At 71.1% G+C, this 19867-nt stretch carries 17 protein-coding genes; 11 read left to right on the forward strand and 6 right to left on the reverse strand.

Translation table 11 applies throughout. The features are described from left to right. Positions 1 to 9 precede the first annotated feature (9 nt). The gene (locus E1294_RS09255) at positions 10 to 1467 is read right to left on the reverse strand and encodes an ABC transporter substrate-binding protein (protein ID WP_165977190.1); all 1458 of its coding nucleotides are present in this window, start codon (positions 1465 to 1467) and stop codon (positions 10 to 12) included. A gap of 497 nt (positions 1468 to 1964) precedes the next feature. On the opposite strand from E1294_RS09255, the gene E1294_RS09260 reads away from it, so the two are divergent. The 3 genes from E1294_RS09260 (at position 1965) to E1294_RS09270 (ending at position 5575) form a co-directional block, all read left to right on the forward strand. Next, entirely contained in the window at positions 1965 to 2960 is a 996-nt protein-coding gene (locus tag E1294_RS09260; RefSeq protein WP_132506810.1) for a LacI family DNA-binding transcriptional regulator, read from the forward strand. A gap of 102 nt (positions 2961 to 3062) precedes the next feature. After that, positions 3063 to 4238, forward strand: a complete 1176-nt coding sequence (locus tag E1294_RS09265) for a hypothetical protein (RefSeq protein WP_220447636.1) — start codon at positions 3063 to 3065, stop codon at positions 4236 to 4238. Positions 4239 to 4615: 377 nt separating this feature from the next. After that, positions 4616 to 5575 (forward strand): NAD(P)H-dependent flavin oxidoreductase, encoded by a 960-nt coding sequence (locus E1294_RS09270; protein ID WP_132506812.1) that lies wholly within the window; start codon positions 4616 to 4618, stop codon positions 5573 to 5575. A gap of 103 nt (positions 5576 to 5678) precedes the next feature. On the opposite strand, the gene E1294_RS09275 is transcribed toward E1294_RS09270, so the two are convergent. Then, positions 5679 to 7121, reverse strand: coding sequence for an alpha/beta hydrolase family protein (locus E1294_RS09275; protein WP_132506814.1), 1443 nt, complete (start codon positions 7119 to 7121; stop codon positions 5679 to 5681). A 99-nt stretch (positions 7122 to 7220) separates the two neighbouring features. Here E1294_RS09275 and E1294_RS09280 point away from each other — a divergent pair, with 99 nt between their 5' ends. Further along, positions 7221 to 7820 carry a TetR/AcrR family transcriptional regulator gene (locus E1294_RS09280; RefSeq protein WP_132506816.1) on the forward strand — a complete coding sequence of 200 codons (600 nt, stop codon included), beginning with the start codon at positions 7221 to 7223 and terminating at the stop codon, positions 7818 to 7820. 110 nt (positions 7821 to 7930) lie between these two features. Here the strand turns inward: E1294_RS09280 and secD are convergent, their stop codons facing one another. Both secD and E1294_RS09290 read right to left on the reverse strand, forming a co-directional pair. Next, a complete protein-coding gene (secD, locus tag E1294_RS09285; RefSeq protein ID WP_132506818.1) occupies positions 7931 to 10174 on the reverse strand; it encodes a protein translocase subunit SecD in 2244 nt (747 codons plus the stop codon). Positions 10175 to 10212: 38 nt separating this feature from the next. After that, positions 10213 to 10557, reverse strand: coding sequence for a hypothetical protein (locus E1294_RS09290; RefSeq protein WP_132506820.1), 345 nt, complete (start codon positions 10555 to 10557; stop codon positions 10213 to 10215). A 140-nt stretch (positions 10558 to 10697) separates the two neighbouring features. Between E1294_RS09290 and E1294_RS09295 the strand changes: the two genes are divergently transcribed. After that, a complete protein-coding gene (locus E1294_RS09295) occupies positions 10698 to 11180 on the forward strand; it encodes a DUF305 domain-containing protein (protein WP_165977191.1) in 483 nt (160 codons plus the stop codon). Between the two features lie 184 nt (positions 11181 to 11364). Continuing rightward, a complete protein-coding gene (gene qcrB, locus E1294_RS09300; protein ID WP_132506824.1) occupies positions 11365 to 12999 on the forward strand; it encodes a cytochrome bc1 complex cytochrome b subunit in 1635 nt (544 codons plus the stop codon). 21 nt (positions 13000 to 13020) lie between these two features. On the opposite strand, the gene E1294_RS09305 is transcribed toward qcrB, so the two are convergent. Further along, positions 13021 to 14565, reverse strand: a complete 1545-nt coding sequence (locus E1294_RS09305) for an FAD-dependent monooxygenase (RefSeq protein WP_132506826.1) — start codon at positions 14563 to 14565, stop codon at positions 13021 to 13023. A gap of 113 nt (positions 14566 to 14678) precedes the next feature. On the opposite strand from E1294_RS09305, the gene E1294_RS09310 reads away from it, so the two are divergent. From E1294_RS09310 to E1294_RS09330, 5 genes are all read left to right on the forward strand, one after another. Next, the gene (locus E1294_RS09310) at positions 14679 to 15302 is read left to right on the forward strand and encodes a TetR/AcrR family transcriptional regulator (protein WP_220447637.1); all 624 of its coding nucleotides are present in this window, start codon (positions 14679 to 14681) and stop codon (positions 15300 to 15302) included. A 135-nt stretch (positions 15303 to 15437) separates the two neighbouring features. Beyond that, positions 15438 to 16118 (forward strand): TetR/AcrR family transcriptional regulator, encoded by a 681-nt coding sequence (locus E1294_RS09315; protein ID WP_132506828.1) that lies wholly within the window; start codon positions 15438 to 15440, stop codon positions 16116 to 16118. Further along, a complete protein-coding gene (locus E1294_RS09320) occupies positions 16118 to 16555 on the forward strand; it encodes a hypothetical protein (RefSeq protein ID WP_132506830.1) in 438 nt (145 codons plus the stop codon). The genes E1294_RS09315 and E1294_RS09320 overlap by 1 nt, the downstream gene beginning before the upstream one ends. 134 nt (positions 16556 to 16689) lie before the next feature. Then, positions 16690 to 17352, forward strand: coding sequence for a TetR/AcrR family transcriptional regulator (locus E1294_RS09325; RefSeq protein ID WP_220447638.1), 663 nt, complete (start codon positions 16690 to 16692; stop codon positions 17350 to 17352). Between the two features lie 9 nt (positions 17353 to 17361). Continuing rightward, positions 17362 to 18573 (forward strand): cytochrome P450, encoded by a 1212-nt coding sequence (locus E1294_RS09330; RefSeq protein WP_132506832.1) that lies wholly within the window; start codon positions 17362 to 17364, stop codon positions 18571 to 18573. A gap of 111 nt (positions 18574 to 18684) precedes the next feature. Here E1294_RS09330 and E1294_RS09335 read toward each other — a convergent pair whose 3' ends face one another. Continuing rightward, positions 18685 to 19854 carry a cytochrome P450 family protein gene (locus E1294_RS09335; protein WP_132506834.1) on the reverse strand — a complete coding sequence of 390 codons (1170 nt, stop codon included), beginning with the start codon at positions 19852 to 19854 and terminating at the stop codon, positions 18685 to 18687. Positions 19855 to 19867 lie beyond the last annotated feature (13 nt).

The following is a 19867-nucleotide window of genomic DNA, read 5'->3' on the forward strand; positions in this document are numbered from 1 at the left end:
GGGCTCGGCTCAGCGCTCGGCGTAGGCCTGCTGGTCGTAGTCAGCCTTCCTGTCCCAGTTGGCGAACACCCAGGCCTCCGTGCCGACCTCGACGCCCTTCTCCTCGCGGACGACCTTGATGGCGCGCTCGCGCTCGGCGCTCATCGCGTCGGTGTAGCGGCGGAGCTCGCCGGCCACGTCGGAGGTCGATCCGGTCAGCACCGACTGGACGATGTCGCCGAGGTTCGGATGGATGTCACGCATCTCGGCGAGCACCTGCCAGACGCCAGGGGTGCCGACCTCGGGCGCCGGGGCGATCCTCACGTCGTCCTGGAAGTTGGCCACGCACCGCCGGTAGGCCGGGTGCACCTCCGCCTCCTCCACCACGTCGGTCAGCACGGGCGGCTGGTCCATGGCGGCGGCCAGCCTGGCCTGGAACTCCCTGGTCGTCATCTGCAGCATGAGCTGGGCGGCGTCCTTGGCCCGCTTCGACTGGCTCGACACCCAGAAGGTGCCGGACTGCGGGGGGCTGTATACCACGTTCCTGGTCGTCTCGGGGCAGGGGATGTGCCAGGTGCCGACCCCGCGTTCCACGGCCTCCGGCTCGTCCACGCGCAGGCCGCCGATGAACCAGGCGCCCCACAGGTACACGCCCGCCTGACCGGCCGCCCAGCGGGCGCGGGCGTCGCGGGGGCCCATCGACGGGGACGCGGGATGCACGACCTTGTCGGTCTGCAGGGCGGTCAGGAACTCGATGGCGTCGACGTACTGCTGGGCGTCGTAGGCGTACGCGCCCGTCGCCCAGTCGATGCCGCCCGGCGCGCCCGCGGTCATGGCCAGCCGGTTCACCAGGAACTGCAGGTATTCGGTCTCCTTGCTCGGCACGACGATCCCGTACACGCCGTCGTCGGTGCCCTTGGTGAGGCGCCGGGCAACGTCGCGCAGTTTGTCCCACGTGCCCGGCTCCTCCTCGGGGTCGACCCCGGCCTGCTTGAGCATCGCGGTGTTGAACCACGGCACCGCCTCGTGCCAGCGGCCGGAGAACAGGGGGAAGGAGGAGACCTCGCCGTCGAAGCGGTGCATGCCGTCATAGAGGAACTCGCCGACCGGGCTCCCCTGGAAATCGGCGAGCTTGCCGATCGGCTGGAACCAGCCCTGGCTGACCAGCGCCGCGGCGGAGGTTCCCAGGCCGGCCAGCGAGTGCACGTCCGGCATCTGGTTGCTGCGCCGCCCGACCTGCAGGGCCTGGCCCAGGTCGGGCACGTTCATCTGGCGCCGCTCGATCGTGACCCCGGGATGTTCCTTCATGTAGGGGGCGAAAAGATGGTCCTGCAACATCTTCGTCAACGGGCGGAACTGATCCCACCACTGGAGGGATCCGCTCGAACCGCCGCTTTCCCGGCTCATCTGCCCGCCACCTGTGCATCCGGCGAGCGCCGCGGCGAGTGCGGCGGCGCCGGCGCCGCCGATGAACTGGCGTCGGCCCATGCTGGGTCGCCCGGCGCTCCCCGCGCCGGGCCGGCTTCCAAGGATTCGTTGATGCCGCCGCATGGCGACTCCTCTTCGTCGGTTCGGTCTGCGACCTGTCCCGCCCATCCCTGATCGCAGGGATCCCCCGGTCAAGCGAGTTTATGTTTGCGCAAACCTATGTCCGCCGCCAACCAGCGTCAAGACGGTGCCGGTGAGGTTTCCGCTCGACCGGCACGGGCCACTGCGCTGTGCATAGTCGGCTTTACGTCGTGATATGCATGTTTGCGTAAACAAGAGGAGCGAGCATACGAGGACTCGGGGAACGATTTCCGCGGCCCTGGGCAGGGATGTACGCTGTCGGCGGCGACACGTCCTTGAGCGACGTCGAGAGCGCCGGCGGCCAGGCCCTGACCGGCCCGTCCCCGCCTGTTCGTGCGCTCCACCCGCTGCGATGACGAAGGGAGACGCCCGGCGTGGTTCGAGCACCAGGCACGAGAGCGTCCGGAGGGCCGTCCATGGCCGACGTCGCCAAACTCGCCGGAGTCTCCGGCCAGACCGTCTCCAGGGTCGTGAACGGCAACGACCGCGTGACCGCCGCCACCCGGCTCAAGGTCGAGACGGCCATGAAACAGCTGGGCTACCGCGCCAACATCGCCGCGCGGGCGCTGGCGACCGGCCGGTTCGGCACGATCGGCGTCGTCACGTTCAACCTCAGCGCCGTGCTCAACGTGCGCATCGTCGAGGCCGTCGTGACCGGCGCCCAGGCCCGCGGCTACTCGGTGAGCATCGCGGTGGTCGACGCCCCCACGGAGAAGGACGTGCGCGCGGCCGTGCGCGGCCTCACCGACCGTGCGGTCGACGGCGTGATCGTGATCGAGGCGCGCGTGCTCGACACTCCCCACCTCCAGCTGTCCGACGAGGTGCCCCTGGTCATCGCCGACAGCAAGGCGGCGCACCGGCATCCGACGTTCGGCATGGACGAGGCGGCCGGCGCCCGCGCCGCCGTCGATCACCTCCTGGAGCTGGGCCACGCCACGGTCCACCACGTGGCGGGGCCCGCCGGGTCCCATCCCGCGCAGCGGCGCAGGGCGGCCTGGCAGCGGCTGCTGAAGCGGGCGGGACGGGCGATCCCGCCGCCCGTCGTCGGCGACTGGTCGCCGCGGTCCGGCTACGACGCGGCACTCCGCCTGCTGACCGACGACTCCGTGACCGCCGTCTTCGCCGCCAACGACCAGATGGCGGTGGGCGTCCTGCGGGCGGCGGCCGAGCTGGGCCGCCGGGTGCCCGGCGATCTGAGCGTCGTCGGATTCGACGACCTCGACTTCGCGCCCTTCCTCACCCCGCCGCTGACCACGGTGCGCCAGGACCTCGCCGCGGTGGGGCGCCGCTGCCTGGAGCATCTGATCGCCCAGATCGAGACGCCCGCCGTGCCGGCGACGGCCGCCGGCACCAGCCGGTTCGTCCGTCCCGAGTTGGTGGTCCGCGCGTCCACCGCGCCGCCGGGCCGCTGACCCCTCACCGATCGGCCATTGACAGCACGAACGAGTTAGCGCAAACATGACCGGCGAGTGCGCCGATGACAACCGCTCATCCCCCAGCATCAGGGAGCCATCATGCTGCGCCGACTGCCGATCATCACTCTGACCACGGTTCTGGCCTTCTCGACCGCCGCCCCCGCCACCGCCCAAGGAGGCAGACCCGTGCGGGACGACCAGCCCCGCGAAACCGCTCTCGGAGCCCTCGGGGCGAACTTCAACCAGAACCTCGACGCGCTGGACTATCGCGAGCTGCGGGAGGCCGGCGCCCAGTGGGTGCGCGGGTTCTTCCCGATGCCCGCGGCCGACCAGGGTGACCCCGCCAAGCACTTCGCGATCCGCACCCTCAACGAGGCCGCGGGGCGCGGCTACGACACCCTGCTGAGCCTCAAGTTCCCGTACAACCAGGCGTCCTTCCCGGCGCCCGGCAGCAAGGAGATGGCCGCGGAGCTGGCCCGCCTCGACCGGGTGCTGCCCGCCGTGATGGGCAAGGCCGACATCATGACGATCGGCAACGAGCCGTTCATCGAGAGCCTGCCCGCCGAACGCGACGGGCGGCTCAACGCCTTCTACGAGACCGTCGCCCGGCACGTGATCGGCTATCGACGCAAGCACTGCGGCGCCGGCTGCGGCACCAAGCTCTACATGGGGGCGCTCAACCGGCTCGACCTGGCCGACCGCCGCACACCCGCCGCGGAACGCTGGATGACCTTCGTCCGCGAGACTCCGGAGATCGAGGGCGTCGACATCCATCCCCACGTGCCCACGCCGGAGAGCACGCGCCCGTTCCTCGACTACATCCTGCCGCGGATGCGCGCAGGGCAGACGTTCCTCGTCACCGAGTTCTCGCTGGTGTGGCACTGGAAACGGCACCTGGAGGACCCGGTCGCGGCGGACTTCGCCCGGCGCTACGGATTCGCCCCCGGCACCAAGGTCTGGCAGGTGATCAAGGCCGCCATCGACGATCCCTTCCCCCAGCGCAAATGGCGTGACTTCCTGACCAGCTGCCCGTGGTTCACGAGCCAGTCGACCTTCCTGCGCGACCAGATTCGGCTCTACCGCGGCACCGGCCGGCTGGCGGTGGCGACGTACGGCTTCAAGCAGGACGACCTGATGACGCGGAACTTCAGCCCGGACAAGGACCCGTGGCTGCTCAACAGCGTCTTCGCCACCTACACCGTCAAGCCACGCGGAGACGGGACGTCCGCCCCCAACTACTGGCTCGGCGCCTTCAAGGCCCAGCAGAGGACGTGACTCCCCGCCGTCCCGGCCGGTAGGCGGGCGCCAGGCCCGGCCAGGGCAGAGCGGACGACCGGCCAGGCGGCGGACCGAGGCGGCCGGCCGCAGCGGCGGACCGAAGCGGCTGGCCGAGGCGGCGGACCGGGCAGCCGGGTGGAGTCGTGGCGCCTGGTGCGCCCGGCGGGGTCCCGGCCGCCGCCAGTATGTGCCGGTGGGGCAGCCGCTCTCGCGCCCACAGGCGGCACGGCCGTGGCGCCGGCGTGCGGGTGGCACGGCCTGCGACATGCCGCTCGCCTGCGCATCGTGCGGCGCGGGGCAGGTTGTTGGCACCATGGTCACGACCGGCGTGGAGCGCGGCACGCACTCCCCGGAGTCCCGAAGGAGCTGACAGGATGCCGAACACCTGGCTGACCGGCCGTTTCCGGCTCGACGTGCCGCTCGTCGGCGCGCCGATGGCGGGCGTGGGCGACGGGCGGCTCGCCGCGGCCGTCTCCGTGGCGGGCGGGCTCGGCATGGTCGGCGTGCCCCCCACCGTGCCGGGCTCGTGGGTCACCGAACAGGCGGCCGTGGCGGCCGCGAGCGGGCGGGCGTACGGCGTCGGACTGATGGCCTGGGCGCTGCCGGGCAATCCCGGCCAGTTCGAGGCGGTGCTCGCGGCCCGTCCCGCCCTGGTCTCCGTCAGCTTCGGCGACTACCTCCCGTACGTCGAACCGCTGCGGGAGGCCGGCGTCACCGTGGCCGTCCAGGCGGGCACCACGGACGAGGCCCGCGCCGCCGAACGGGCCGGCGTGGACGTGGTCGTCGCCCGCGGCGGCGAGGGCGGCGGGCACGGGCGCGCCGACGTGGCCACGCTGCCCCTGCTCCAGAGCGTTCTGGATGCGGTGGACGTTCCGGTGCTCGCCGCCGGCGGTATCGCCACGGCCCGCGGTCTGGCCGCCGTCCTGGCCGCGGGCGCGGAGGGCGCCTGGGTGGGCACCGCCTTCCTCGGGTGTTCGGAGACGACCGCCTCGGAGGCGGCGCGGCGGCGGATCCTCGACGCCGACGAGACCGGCACCGCGTACGGGCGCGTCTTCGACGTGGCCCAGCGGCTCGCCTGGCCCTCCGAGTACGGCGGCCGTGCCCTGCGCAACACATTCTTCGACCGGTGGGTGGGCCGGGAGGCGGAGCTGGCCGACGATGAGGCGGCGCGGGCGGAGCTGGCGCAGGCCCGTCGCGAGGGCGACTTCGACACCGCCTGCCTCTACGCCGGGCAGGCCGTGGGCCTGGTGCGTCGGCAGCGCACGGCGGCCGACGTGGTGGGCGCCTTCGCCGCCGCCGACAACCTGCTGTCCCGCTTCGCCACCCCACGCTGACCGGCCGCTTCCCCGCCCCACGCTGAGCCCGGCCGCTGCCCGGCCGGACGTACGCCGCACGCCGTGGGCGGTCCGGACGTGCGGCCCCGCCGCGAGCCGCCGTTCACCCGCGGCTCACGAAGCGCACGCCGGGGAACCCGGGCTCCCCGTCGAGCAGGTCCGCCGGGGCACCCTTCAGGTGCCGGTCGAAGAACGCGAGCGTGTACGCGTTGATGATGGTGTGCGCCCGCTCGGCGCCGATCGGCCCGGCCAGGCCCGCCGCGCGCATGAGCGGCGACCAGAGGGGCGCGTCGGTGTAGTCGCCGTGGTACGTGTCCGGCATGAGCACGAAGTAGCCCGCCCCCGGCAGCTTGTCGTACAACGCCCGCATGGTGGTCTGGTGTCGCTCGACCTCGGCTTCGTCCCAGCCTTCGCGGCGCATGGTGGCGGCCTCTCTGGTGAGCCACATGGCGGGCTGCTTGATGCCGTCGCGCACCACGCCTGCGGGCATGGGGGCGTCCATGATCAGGCAGGCGCGCAGGCGAGGTTCGCGCGCGCAGACCTCCGCGGTGACGATGCCCCCGAGCGAGATGCCGAAGACTCCGGTACGCCGCAGGTCCAGCCGCCCGGTCAGCACGCCGCGGGGATCGGCCTGGTCGAGCTCGGCCAGCCGGTCGAGCGTGAAGGTCACGTCCTGCGCGAGGTGCGGGATCAGGCCGTCCGCGAGGGGGCGGCCGTTCAGCACCGGCGCTGTCGCGGCCGGCTTGAGGCTCTGATCGACGAGCGGCATCAGACGGTCGCGTGGCAGCCCGGCGATCGAGCGCCCGTCGGGGAACCGTACCGATCCGGCGGCGTACGGCTGGTCGATGGCGACGACGGCGTAGCCGCGGGAGACCAGCGCCTCGACCTGGAACATGTTCATCTGCCGGAAGCCCTGCGCCCCTTCCAGGAACACCAGCACCGGATGCCGTCCGGGCACGGCGGGGGCGCCGGTGACGGCGTTGCTGGTCGATTGGCGCATGTGCTGGAAGGTGGCGTCCGGCACGCCCGCTAGCTGGGCGACCGCGGTGATGACTCCAGGGTCCTCCACGTACGGGGTGCGCGGGGCCGACGGGTCGGGCCGCGCCGGATACCAGATCTGCACCATCAGCTCCCGGCGCGCCGCCGGGTCCGGGCCGAGGATCTCCTGGCGGCCGGCGTCCTTCCAGTGATAGGTCAGCGTGCCGATGCCGTGCGGGCCCTCGGGCGGCGGGAAGCGCAGCACCGGCAGCACCATCGGCAACGCCACGGCCGGCACCAGCCCCATAGCGCCGAGCGTGGTGCCGATCCTGCCCGCCCAGGCGGGAACGGGCGGGCGCAGGGTCCGCCAGAGCCACCCGGCCGGCAACGCCACCGCGAGGGCGTACGCGGGGACGAGCGGTATGCGCGCCCCTTCCAGCAGCACCTGCGCCACGGCGCCGAGCACGGCGAGCGACGCCACGTGCCGCGCCCGCCGCAGCGGCGGAACCGCGAGCACGAGAAGCGCCAGCAGGTCCACCGCCACCAGCACGATCTCGAAGGGTCTCATTCCGTCCTCCTCTCTTGCTGCCTCCAGAATCAACGAACTGGCAGCTACTGTCAATAAGGCAGCTAATGACAATCATGGGACACGCAGTACGCTGGCCCCGTGCCCCTGACCCTTCGCCAGCGCAACCGGCTGGACGCGATCCACCGGATCATGGACACCGCCATGGACCTGTTCGACGAGCGCGGCTACTCCGACGTCACGATCGAGGAGATCGCGGCCGCGTCCGGCGTGTCGCCGCGCACCTTCTACCGCTACTTCGGCACGAAGGAAGGCCTGTTCACCGCCGATCCCCTCGCCGCCGTCGGGCTCGGCAGCTACTCCGGCCAGATCGACCCCGGCGACCTGCCGGGCACGCTCGAACGGCTGATCGCCCGCATCGGCGAGGGCCCGGGCGTGTCCGAGGGCGGGCGCCGCACATCCTGGCGGGGGATGCGCTACGTCATGGAGGAGCCCTCCGTGCGGGCCGCCGTCTACGGCGCACTCGACGAGGAGGCCGAGCGGCTGACCGCCCTGCTGCGGGACGCCGGCGAGAGCCCGGCACGGGCCCGCGTCATCGCCCGGTCCTACCTGTTCGGCGCCTACTTCGGCGCGCTGGAGCAGTGGCACCTCGACGGCCGCTCCCGCCCGCTGGGCGACTACGTACGAGACGGCCTCGCGGCCCTCGCCGACCAGACCGCAGGCGGCCGCGGGCAGGCGTGAAACGGCCGGAGCACCCGCGAGTGCGGGCGGCCGATGGCAGGCCGACGGCACGACCTCTTCTGGCGCCCCGGGCGACGCGGGCGCCCCGGGCGCCCCGGGCACGAAACGCGCTACACGACGGCGCCCGATCCCTTGCGGGCCTCGGGGGCGCGGCGCTTGACGGGCTCAGGCGGCGGCCGCCGGTCGAACCTGGACAACACGATCGCGACGGGCCCGGCCACGAAGGAGGACGACAGCGTGCCCATCACGATGCCGGCGACCAGCGCGATCGCGAAGTCCCGCAGCGAGTCGCCGCCGAAGACCATCAGGGCGACCAGGATGAACAGCGCACCGAGCCCGGTGTTGACCGTGCGCGGCATGGTCTGCAGGATCGCGCCGTTCACCGAGGCGGCGAACGGCTCCTTACGGCGTGCCGTCCACAACTCCCGCACCCGGTCGAAGACCACCACCTTGTCGTTGACCGAATAACCGACGATGGTCAGCATCGCGGCGAGGAAGACGCCGTCGATCGGCTTGCCCAGCCACGCGAACATGCCCGCGACCACGAACACGTCCACGAGCAACGCGGTCACCGTCGCCGCGCCGAACGTCCACCGGAACCTGACCGCCAGGTAGAGCAGTTGCATGGTCACGGCCACGCCGAGCGCGATGAGCGCGTTGCGGCGCAGCTCCTCCCCCAGGCTGGGGCCGATGAACTCCTCGCGCCGCTTCGTCACCTCGCCCGCTTCCTGCTTCAGCTCCTGCTGGATCTGCGCGACCTCGTTCAGGCCGAGCCCGGCGGCGCGCACGGTGACGCTGTCGCCGCTGGACTGCACCACCGCCGAGGGGACCCCGGCGCGGGCGACCGCCTCACCGGCGGCCTCGGCCGGAACCGGGCGGTTCGTACCGAACTCCACGAGGCGGCCTCCGGTGAACTCGACGCCGAAGTTCAGCCCGCGGACGAGCAGCCCGGCGACGGCGACCACCACCAGCCCGCCCGCGACCGCCAGCCACACCTTCCCGGCCTTCATGAGCTGCGGGTTCCTGCGCGCCAGCCAGGTCCTGACCGTGCCGGGCGAGCTAAGGCCCGACAGGCGCGGGCCGATCTTGCTCATGGCGGTCTCGGTGAGCACGCGGGTGATGAGCATGGCCGAGACGAGCGAGGCGAGCACACCGAGCGCCAGCGTCACGCCGAAGCCCTTGACGGGACCCGACGCCAGCCAGAACAGCAGGCCGGCGGCGATCAGGGTGGTGATGTTGGAGTCGGCGATGGCGCTCCAGGCGTTCTTGAAGCCCTTGACCAGCGCCGGCTTCAGCCCTCGCCGGGGAGCCTGGCCGTACTCCTCCCTGGCTCGTTCGAAGACCAGCACGTTGGCGTCGATGGCCATGCCGATCGCCAGCACGAACCCGGCCAGGCCAGGCAGCGTCAGCGTCGCGCCCATCGCCACCAGCGCCGCGTAGGAGATCAGGCCGTAGCAGACCAGCGCGATCGTGGACAGCAGCCCGGACAGGCGGTAGACGGCGATGATGAACCCGGCCGTCAGGATCAGCCCCACGACCGCCGCCTGGGCGCTCGCCTCGATGGCCGCCTCTCCGAGCGTCGGGCCCACCGTACGCTGCTCGACCATGGCGAGCGGGACGGGCAGCGCACCGCCCTTGATCAGCACGGCGAGGTCACGGGCCTCCTGGTGCGTGAACGAGCCGGTGATCTCGGACTTCCCGCCGGGGATGCCGGCCTGGCAGGCCACCGACGGGTCGAGCGGCGGCGAGGAGATGATCTCCTTGTCGAGCACGATCGCGATCCTGCGTTTCGGGTCGCCGACCGGCTCGCACGCGGCCGCGCCGGTCAGCCGCTGCCACGCGGCGGCGTCGCGGAAGTCGAGCGTCACGAACCACCCTGGGCCGCGCTGGGGGTCACTCTGCTCGGCGGCGTCGCTCACCCCGTCGCCGGTGATGGCGGGCGGCCCGAGCTTCAGCGGCTGCCCGTTCTCGTCGGGCAGCGCCGACTTGTCACCCTGCTTGGCCGCGCCGGTCACGGGGTGGAACGCGAGCTGCGCGGTACGGCCGATGACCTCGGCCGCCTTCCGCGGGTCGAGCACGCCGGGCAGCTCGACGATGATGCGCTTCTCTCCCGAGCGGACCAGCGTGGGATCGACCACGCCGAGCGCGTCGGCCCGCTGGCGGAGCACGGACAGCGCGCGGTCGGTGGCGGCCGCGTCGGCCTTGACGGTCGGTGAGTCTCTCGCCTCGAAGACGAGTTGGGTGCCGCCGCGCAGGTCAAGGCCCAGGCGCGGCTCCATGGACAGGGCTAGGACGGATGAGATCGCGATGACGGCGAGCGCCGTCACCGCACGCCAGAACGGCGCACGGAACATGGCAGCCTCCACAGGCTAAGACGTGCGGAAAAAGATCGTCAGCGCTCTGTGGAGGGAGGCGCACGGGCAGGCGACGCCACCGGCTTGCGCTGCGCGGTGGCCTCGGGGGCGGGCCTGGAGACGACCACGGCCCACGCGTGCCGGAAGTGGAGGAGCTCGGAGGCGGGCAGCGCCCCGCCGCCCGCGCCGGTGAAGCCGTGCGTGCCGGCCCATATGCGCACGGCAGCGGGCTGGAGCGGGTGCTGCCTGGCGACGGGCTGCTGCCCGGCCGCGAAGGTGGCGGTCTTGACCGTGGTGACCGGCTGGACGGGCTGCGCGTGCGCGACGGCCGGCAGGAACCAGGAAAGGAGGAAGACCAGTGCGGCAGGCAGTCTCCCGCGCATGTCTCCTCCTCCCCCTCAAAGCTCTCAGCCTAGCCCCCTGCGGCCGGTACGGGGATCATTCCCACCGCGCGGCGCGGCACGCCGCCCTTGACCTGAACCGTCCCGGACGGCCCCGCGTATCTCGCTACATGCGTTTGAGAATGGCGATCCTCGTGATTCTGTGCCTGCTGGCGGCGTCGGGCTGCGGCGCGTCGGCGTCCGCGCAGGACGGCTACGGGCCTGCCGACGTACGTTTCAACCAGCAGATGATCATCCACCACCGGCAGACCATCCAGCTGGCCGAGCTCGCCGCCGAGCGTACGGCCACCGCGTGGGTGAAGGAACTGAGTGGCAAGCTCATCGCCGGCGACAAGGCCGACATCGAGGCGATGTCAGGATGGCTGAAGTCGTGGAACGAGCAGGTGCCGTCCGAGCAGCCCGCCAAGGAGGGCGAGGAGTTGCGGGCCGGGCCGGGGTTCGACCGGGGCTGGCTGACGATGGTGTCGGAGCACCTGCGGCACGGCATCCACATGGCCGAGGAGGTCAGGACGTCCGGCCGGCACCAGCCGACCCTGCAGCTGGCCGGGCGGATCATCCGCAATCAGAACGCGGAGTTGTCGGGCATCGCCGAGCGGCTGGCCTGACCGCGCCGGCCTTCCATCCTTTTGCCCGGAGCACCGGCCCGGCTTAGCCGCCGTTGACGGTCGCGAGACTATGCTTCGGTAATGCGGCTTACCAGTTGCCTCGGCGGCTCACCGCGGGTGGAGTGACGACGTTCGCACCCGTGTCCCGCCCGCGCTGGAACGGCGGCCCACGGGGAGGCCACGCATGACCACAGTGCCCAGATTCATCGCCGGTGCGAGCAGATTTCTCGACGATCGCCTGGGGGCGGCGCCCTTCTTCAAACGCAATCTGCGCAAGATATTCCCGGACCACTGGTCGTTCCTGCTGGGCGAGATCGCCCTCTACTCGTTCATCATCCTGCTGCTCACCGGAACGTACCTGACCTTCTGGTTCAAGCCCAGCATGGGACACGTCGTCTACGACGGCTCCTACGCGCCGCTCAAGGGCGTGGGGATGTCCGAGGCGTACGCCTCGACGTTGGAGATCAGCTTCGATGTGCGCGGCGGTCTCCTGCTCCGGCAGATCCACCACTGGGCCGCCCTGCTGTTCATCGCCAGTCTGATGGTGCACATGATGCGGGTGTTCTTCACCGGCGCCTACCGCAAGCCGCGCGAGCTGAACTGGCTGATCGGCATCGCGCTGTTCACCCTGTCCTTGGTCGAGGGGCTCACCGGCTACTCCCTGCCCGACGATCTGCTGTCCGGCGCCGGCTTGCGGATCACTCAGGGAGTGCTGATGTCGATCCCGCTGGTGGGCACGTACCTGTCGTTCCTCCTCTTCCGCGGCGAGTTTCCCGGCGATACCGTGATCGAGCGCTTCTTCACCCTGCACATCCTGCTGGTCCCCGGCATCCTGGTCGCGCTGATCACGGCCCACCTGATGCTGATGTGGGTGCAGAAGCACACGCAGATGCCGGGCAAGGGCCGCACCGAGAAGAACGTGGTGGGCGCCCCGCTCCTGCCCGCCTTCATGGCCAAGTCAGGCGCGTTCCTCCTCTTCACGGCCGCCGTACTGGCCGGGTTGTCGACCTTCGCCCAGATCAACCCCATCTGGCTGTACGGCCCCTACACGCCGGCGGACATCTCCGCGGGATCCCAGCCGGACTGGTACATGGGCTTCCTCGAAGGCTCCCTGCGGATCATGCCCTCCTGGGAGATCAACCTTTTCGGGACCGCCCATGCGGGCACGCTGCCGCTGAGCGTGCTGATCCCGGCGCTGGCGCCGCTGGGCCTGATCCTCACCGGCCTGGTGCTCTATCCGTTCCTGGAACGCTGGATCACCGGCGACCGCCGCGAGCACCACATCGCGGACCGCCCTCGCAACAACCCGCACCGCACCGCGATCGGCGTGACCGGCATCACCTTCTACGGCCTGCTGCTGGTGCTCGGCGCCAACGACGTGATCGCGGCCCACTTCAACATCAGCCTGAACTGGACGACGTACGCCGGCCGGGTGCTGATCTTCCTGGGCCCGGTGCTGGCCTACCTGGTCACCTACCGGCTGTGCGTGGGCCTGCAGCGGTCGGACGCGGCCACCATCGATCACGGGGTGGAGTCGGGCGTCATCAGACGGCTGCCCCACGGGGAGTTCATCGAGGTCCACACACCGCCGTCGGACGACGTCGAGGCCCACCTGCGCGGCAGGTCGGCCATCCCGATGCTCCCCGGGGCGCCCGAGGACGGCGACCGCGTCCCGCCCGAAACCGCCCGGGGCCCGCTCGGCCGTCTCAGGCTCAGGATGAGCCGCGCGTACGGAGCCGACCAGATCCCGCTCGGCGACGGCCACGACGGCGAGGAACAGGCCGCGAGAACACCCGAGAGGAAGGCGCCACCAGGCTGACGCCCGCCACGTCGTCGCCGGTCACGCCTGCGCGCGCCCGTGCTGGAGCGCGCCCCGCAACCAGCGGCCGAGGCCGCCGGAGGCCGGCCGGCCGCGCCAGGCCAGATGCGCGTCGGGACGTACGAGCCACACCTCGTCGTCTCGCCCATCGGCTGGTGTGAGCACGACGACGCGATCGCCCAGGGCCGCGCCCGCCTCCGACCGGCACGCGGACGCGGTGCGGGCGGTGGCCAGCAACGCCCAGCGCCCGCCCAGTTCGGCATGGAGGCGGGTGACGTCGCCGTGCGCGTCGACGCACCGCATGTCGGGAACGCGGTCGCCGGACCGTGGACGGCGGCCGGGCCCGAGCAGGGAGCCGCGGACGGCCAGAGGGCCGCGGCGGTAGCTCACTCCCAGCTGCGAGGCGATCTGGGTGGATCGGCGCTGCACCGCAGGATGGTTGCCCAGCGGCACCAGCACCCACTTGACCAGCAGCCGCGCCAGCGGGCTGTCACCGATCTGGAGTCGGGTGGTGGCGCTGGTGGTGCGGAGCACCTCGGTCGCGAGCGGACGGCGTTCGTCCTGGTAGGTGTCCAGCAGCTGCTCGCCGGCGTGGCCCTGGATGACGAGCGCGAGCTTCCAGGCGAGGTTCTCGGCGTCGCCCATCCCCGTGACCATGCCCTGCCCGCCCATCGGGCTGTGGATGTGGGCCGCGTCACCGGCCAGGAGGATCCGGCCCCGGCGGTAGGCGTCCACCAGCCGGCGGTGCGCGCGGAACACCGACGCCCAGACCGCGTCGCGGATCTTCTCCCCGTCGAGGCCGGCGCGCGCGCCCACCAGGCGGCGGAAGGCCGTGAGGATCTCGGGCTCGGTGAGCGCTTCTTCCTTGGCGCCCGGCAGGTAGGCCATCAGCCGCCACCGGTCGTCGGGCCCGCCGCCGGCGGGCGTGGGCATGGGCATGGCGAACAGCGGCCCGTCCCGGTGCGCCCACCCATGTCCACCGGCGCGGGCGAGGTCCCAGCCGGCGTGCACGTCGGCCAGGAGCCACTGGTCGGTCAGCGGCGCGCCGGGAAAGGGGATGCCGGCCAGCTTGCGGACCGTGCTGTGGCTGCCGTCGCAGCCGGCCAGCCATCCGGCGCGCACTTTGCGCCCTCCGTCGAGCACGGCGGTGACTCCGTGGTCGTCCTCGGCGAGATCGGTCAGGGTGGTGCCCCATTCCACGTCGACGCCCAGCTCGGCCAGGCGGGAGCGGAGCTGGGCCTCGATGTCCGTCTGGGGAAGGACCAGCGCCGGCCTGGGCATGCCCGGGGCGGCCTCGCCGAAGCGGGTGACGAGCGCGGCACGCCCGCCGATGTACGTGGTCAGGACGAGTGCCGGGGCCGAGCGGTCAGGCAGGTCGCCGAGCGCGCCCAGCCGGTCGAGCACCTCGGCGCCGCGGGCGTGCAGGATGTTGGCGCGTGAGGTGGTGGCCGGGCCCGGAGCCTGGTCCACCACCCGGACCGCCACCCCGTGCAACCGCAGGGCGCAGGCCAGGGCGAGACCGGCAGGCCCAGCCCCGACCACCAGGACCTCAGCGGATTCTGCCATGACCACCTGCCAGGAATAGACGTCAGGACGGAACTGTTACGTTCCTTCGTTATCACGTTAGCCCCCACTACGATGGAACACAACCGTTCCGTCTCAAGTGGAGGGTCTCACGGATGTCCGACGCCACCTCCGGTCCCGACCGCCGGCCGGCAGGTGCGGCCGTGCTGCGCGCCGACCTCACCGACGCGATCCGCCAGGCCGCTCTGGCCGAGCTGATCGACAGCGGCTACGCCCGGATGTCGATGGACGCCATCGCGCGCCGCGCAGGGGTCGGCAAGGCCGCCATCTACCGCCGCTGGGCCTCCAAGGAGCCGCTGGTGCTGGAGATCCTCACCCGCCTGGCCGACGAGGCCGTGCCGCTGCCCGACACCGGCACCCTGCGCGAAGACGTCGAAGGCTTCGTGCGCCACGCTTCCGCGTTGCGGGCCGACCCGCGGACCATGCGCGTCCTCACCGACCTGACCGCCGAGGCCACCAGGAACCCGCGCCTGGCCGCGGCCATGCAGACCAGCGCGGAGCAGCCCCGCCGCGCCGCGGGAGCCCGGCTGCTCCACCGCGCCGTCGACCGGGGCGAGCTGCCGGCCGACCTCGACACCGAGCTGGCCGTCGACTGCCTGGTCGGGCTCGCCTACCTGCGGCCGCGCACCCCGTGGCAGCCCGCTGAGTCCCTGGACGACGGCATCACACCGCTCGTGGAGGTCATCCTGGCCGCGCTGGCGGCCTGCCGCCGCCGGTAGCTCCGGCCGCCGCTGGAGGGCGTGACGCAGCGCGCCGGCATGCACGAGCCGGCGTCCAGTTCTTCTGGGACTGGCGAACGGGGTGCTAGGGGTGTATTAATAAAGCGAGCGTCGCTTTATTAATGGGGTGAGACAGTGGCACGGACGGTGAACCCCGCGGCATACGCGGCCCGGCGGGACGCGTTTCTGGACGCGGCCCAGCGGCTCATCGAGACCAAGGGCTACGCCCAGGTGAGCGTGCAGGAACTCGCGCAGGAGGCGGGCGTCTCCCAGGGCGCCTTCTACCACTACTTCGACTCCAAGCCGGCGATGCTGGAGGCGTTGATCGAGCGGACCTCCGACCAGCTGCGCGCCCACCTGTCCACGGCCGTGGAGGAGCCCGGACTGTCCGCGATGGAGCGGCTTCAGCGTTTCCTCAACGCACTGGCCGGATGGAAACTGGCCCGACGAGACCTGCTCGTCGCGATGCTTCAGTACTGGTACTCCGACGACAACGCCGTCGTCCGCCAGAAGCTGCGTCCCCGCCTGACCAAGCGCATCGCGCCGCTGCTGGCGCAGATCGTACGCGCCGGAGCGGACGAGGGCGTCTTCCCGGTGCGGCACCCCGACCAGACCGGCCACGTCCTGGTCTGCGTGATCCAGGACCTCAACGACGCGCTCGGCGACGTCTTCCTGTCCGGCGGCACAGCGGACACCGTCGAACAGATCATCGCCGCGCACACCGACGCGGTCGAGCGGGTGCTCGGCGCGCCGGCCGGATCCCTCACGCTGGTCGACCCAGCGGCCCTGCGCAACTGGTTCACAGAGGAGCCATGATGACCGTCGCGCTCAAGATCCTGCTCGGCCTGTACACCCTGCAGGCCCTGATCAAGTTCTTCAACCTCTTCGTGGTGCCCTACTCCTTCCGGATCAAGCGGATCGCCGCCCTTTACAGCGGCGGCGGCCGCTCCGTCAAAGTGTTCGACGACGTGCTGCTCGCCTTCACGGTGCTCCTCGTGGCGATGCTCGCGTCAGCCGGGCTCGAACATCTCAGCTTCATCACCGGGCTCATGGTCGGCCTGACCTTGACCCAGCTCCTGTTCCACCGCTTCAACCGGCCACTCGACGCGGACAAGGCCCCGCCGCCGCCCGTCTCCCCCATCAAGAGCATGTCGTACGCCATCCAAGCCACCCCGGCGCTGGCCTGGCGCGAGCTCATCGTCCAGACGGCCCTGTTCGTCTGGGCGCTGTACATGCTCGTCACGGGCGCCTGAGCGCCGTCTCGCCTGGCCAGGCCCCGGCGCCGCAAGGCATCCTCGGCCTCTCGGGTTGAAACCCTTGACAGGGGTGGCAACAGGTGTAGCGTGACTCATTGACCAGATTTCGAATCGAGTCAAAGGAGTCTCCGTTGCGGGAGCGGGCGGACCGGATTCTCGACGCGGCCGAGGAGTTGCTGCTCCGGCACGGTTACCGGAAGGTCACCGTCGAAGACATCGCCACGCGGGCCGAGGTCGGCAAGGGCACGGTTTACCTGCACTGGCGCACCAAGATGGAGCTTTTCGAGGCGCTGCTGCTCCGCGAGTCCATCGAGGTCGTGGAGGAGTTCGCCGAGATGTTGCGTCAGGATCCGGCACAGGTGCAGCCGCACCGCTTCGCGCGTGCGTCCTTCCTCACCACGAGCCGCCGGCCGCTCCTTCGAGCAATGTTCACCACGGACCTCGATCTGCTCGACAAGCTCGCCAGGCACCCACCGATGCGCAGCCACGACCTCCTCGCGGCCGAGCGCTTCTTCCGGGTGGCCGAGAAGTACGCGCTGCTCAGGACCGACGTGCCCAACCTGCGGTACACGATGCAGGCCGTACAGGGGGGCTTCTACATCTTCGACGGCACTGAGACCACGGAAGCCGAACTGGACGAGGAAGCCAGGGCCGACGCGCTCGCCTTCGCCGTACGGGAGCTCTTCGAGCCGGCGCAGGCACCGCCGCCTGAGGTGCTCGCCGCGGCGGCCACGGAGTACATCTCGATCTTCACGGAACTGGTCCCACCCTACAAAAAGTGGATCTACGACTAAGGAGAGGCGATGGCCGACATCGTCGAGCGGTACGACATTCCCCAGCAACACTTCTGGTTGCACGGGCCGCGATCGGGCCAGCCGGTCGAGTTCGACGCGGCCACCGGGATGTGGAACGTCTACGGATATCCGGAACTGCAGGAGATGCTGGGCGACCCCGCGACGTTCTCCTCCGACGCCATGCGCGTGATTCCCAAGAACATGATGCCGGATGGGGAGGAGCTCTCGATGAAGGGCTTCATCACCCAGATCGACCCGCCGGAGCACGGCAAGCTGCGCAAACTGGTCAGCAGCGCGTTCACCCGGAAGGTGGTCGCGGATCTCGAGCCGAGGATCGCCGCCCTCACCCACGAACTGCTCGACGCGGCGGCCGAGCGCGGCCGGTTCGAGCTGGTGACCGACCTGGCCTATCCCCTTCCCGTCATCGTCATCGCCGAACTGCTGGGGGTGCCCAGCAGCGACCGCGCCCTGTTCAAACAGTGGGCCGACGCGCTGTTCGAGCGTGACAGCAAGATCTCACTCACCGAGCCGTCAGAAGACCGCGAGGCCGAGGTCCGGGCGGCGATGAAGCCGTGGATGGAGATGTCCGGCTATCTCGCCGCCCACGCCGCGGAGCGCAGAACGAGGCCGCGCGCCGACCTGCTCACCAAGCTGGTCGAGGCCGAGGTGGACGGCGAACGGCTGCCCGACGACCAGGTGGTCAACTTCGCGATCGTCCTCCTGCTCGCCGGGCACATCACCACGACGATGCTGCTCGGCAACACGGTGCTGTGCCTCGACGCCTTCCCCGAGCAGCAGGACCGGGTCCGGGCCGACCGCTCCACCGTTCCAGCCGTGATCGAGGAGTCCCTGCGCTTCTTCACCCCGTTCTCCGCACTCGCGAGATCCACCACCCGCGAGGCCACCCTGGGCGGCGTGACGATACCCGCCGATCAGCTCGTGATGGCCTGGCTGGGACCGGCGAACCGGGATCCCCGGCAGTTCCCCGACCCCGGCGTCTTCAACCCCGACCGCGACCCCAACCCGCATCTCGCCTTCGGCCGCGGCATCCACTTCTGCCTCGGCGCGCCCCTGGCCCGGCTGGAAGGACGGGTCGCGCTCAACATCCTGCTCGATCGCCTCGACCCCCTGCGCACCAACCCCGACGAGCCCGTGGAGTTCCTCCCCACCCCGACCATGACGGGAGTGCGCCGCCTCCAGCTGCTCTGGCCGCCTCGCTGACGGCGACCGACTGACCGCGGCCAACAGGACCGCGACCAGCACGGCCGCGATCAGCCGGGCCGGGGCGGGCCATGTGGCCCGCCCCGGCCCGGCTGCGGTGACGCGGTGCGGTCACGGCGCCGTGCGGACCCGCAGGGAGGTCAGGGCCCGCTTCATCCCGCGCTGCCAGCCGATCTCTGAGGCGGGCACGCTCAGGGTGAGCCCGGGGAAGCGGTCCAGGAGGGTCGTGAGGGCGATCTGGGTCTCGCACCGGGCCAGCGCCGCGCCCAGGCAGAAGTGGATGCCGTGGCCGAAGGCGAGATGCGCGTTGTCGGCGCGACGCAGGTCCAGCCGGCCGGGCTGGTCGAAGCGGCGCGGGTCGCGGTTGGCGGTCGCGTACACCACCTGCACCGCCTCGCCCTGCGGGATGGTCACCCCGCCGATCTCCACGGGCTCCAGCGTGTAACGCATGACGGCGATCTCCGCGATCCCCGTGAAGCGCAGGAACTCCTCGACGGCGTCGGAGATGTCACCGAGCTCGAGGCGGCGGGTGAGCAGGAGCCAGAGGCTCTGGCTGATGAGGCCGACGGTGGTCTCGTGCCCGGCGATCAGGATGCTGATCGACATCGAGATCAGTTCCTCGTCGCCGAGCCGGTCGCCGTCGGCCTCCTGCACCCTGATCAGCCCTGACAGCAGATCGTCGCCGGGATCCGCCCGCTTGACGTCGATCAGCTCGGACATGTATCCGACCAGTGCCCTTGCTCCGGCGGCGACCCTTTCCAGGTCGGGAGCCACGAGGTCGGCGGCAAAGGACCGCCAGGTGTCGCGGTCCTCCGCCGGAACACCGAGCAACTCGCAGATCACCTGGACGGGCAGAGGGTAGGCGAAGCGCTCGATGAGGTCGAACTCCTCGGGCAGACCGGACAACAACGCGTCGACGATCTCCTGGATGCGCGGGCGCAACCGCTCCACCCGGCGGGCGGTGAACTCCCGCGACACCAGCCGCCGCAGCCTGGTGTGGTCGGGCGGATCGGAGACGCCCAGCGTGTGCAGCAGGTAGGGGGCGACGTCGTCGGGCAACCCGGCGACGGCGGCCAGGTCGATCTTGGATTGCCGGGTGATGTCGCTGCTGAACCGCGAATCCGTGAGGACCGCGACGCTCTCGGGATAGCCGGTCACCAGCCAGACGGGGGTGCCGTCGACGTAGGTGCCGCGGGATACCGGCCCCTGCCGGGCCAGGTCGGCCAGGAACGCGTCTCTGTCGGGGGCGGTCAGCAAATCGGCGATGTTGATCACGGTCATGTCTCCTCGATGG

Origin of the sequence: Nonomuraea diastatica (assembly GCF_004349015.1) — a bacterium.
Taxonomy (GTDB): Bacteria; Actinomycetota; Actinomycetes; order Streptosporangiales; family Streptosporangiaceae; genus Nonomuraea; species Nonomuraea diastatica.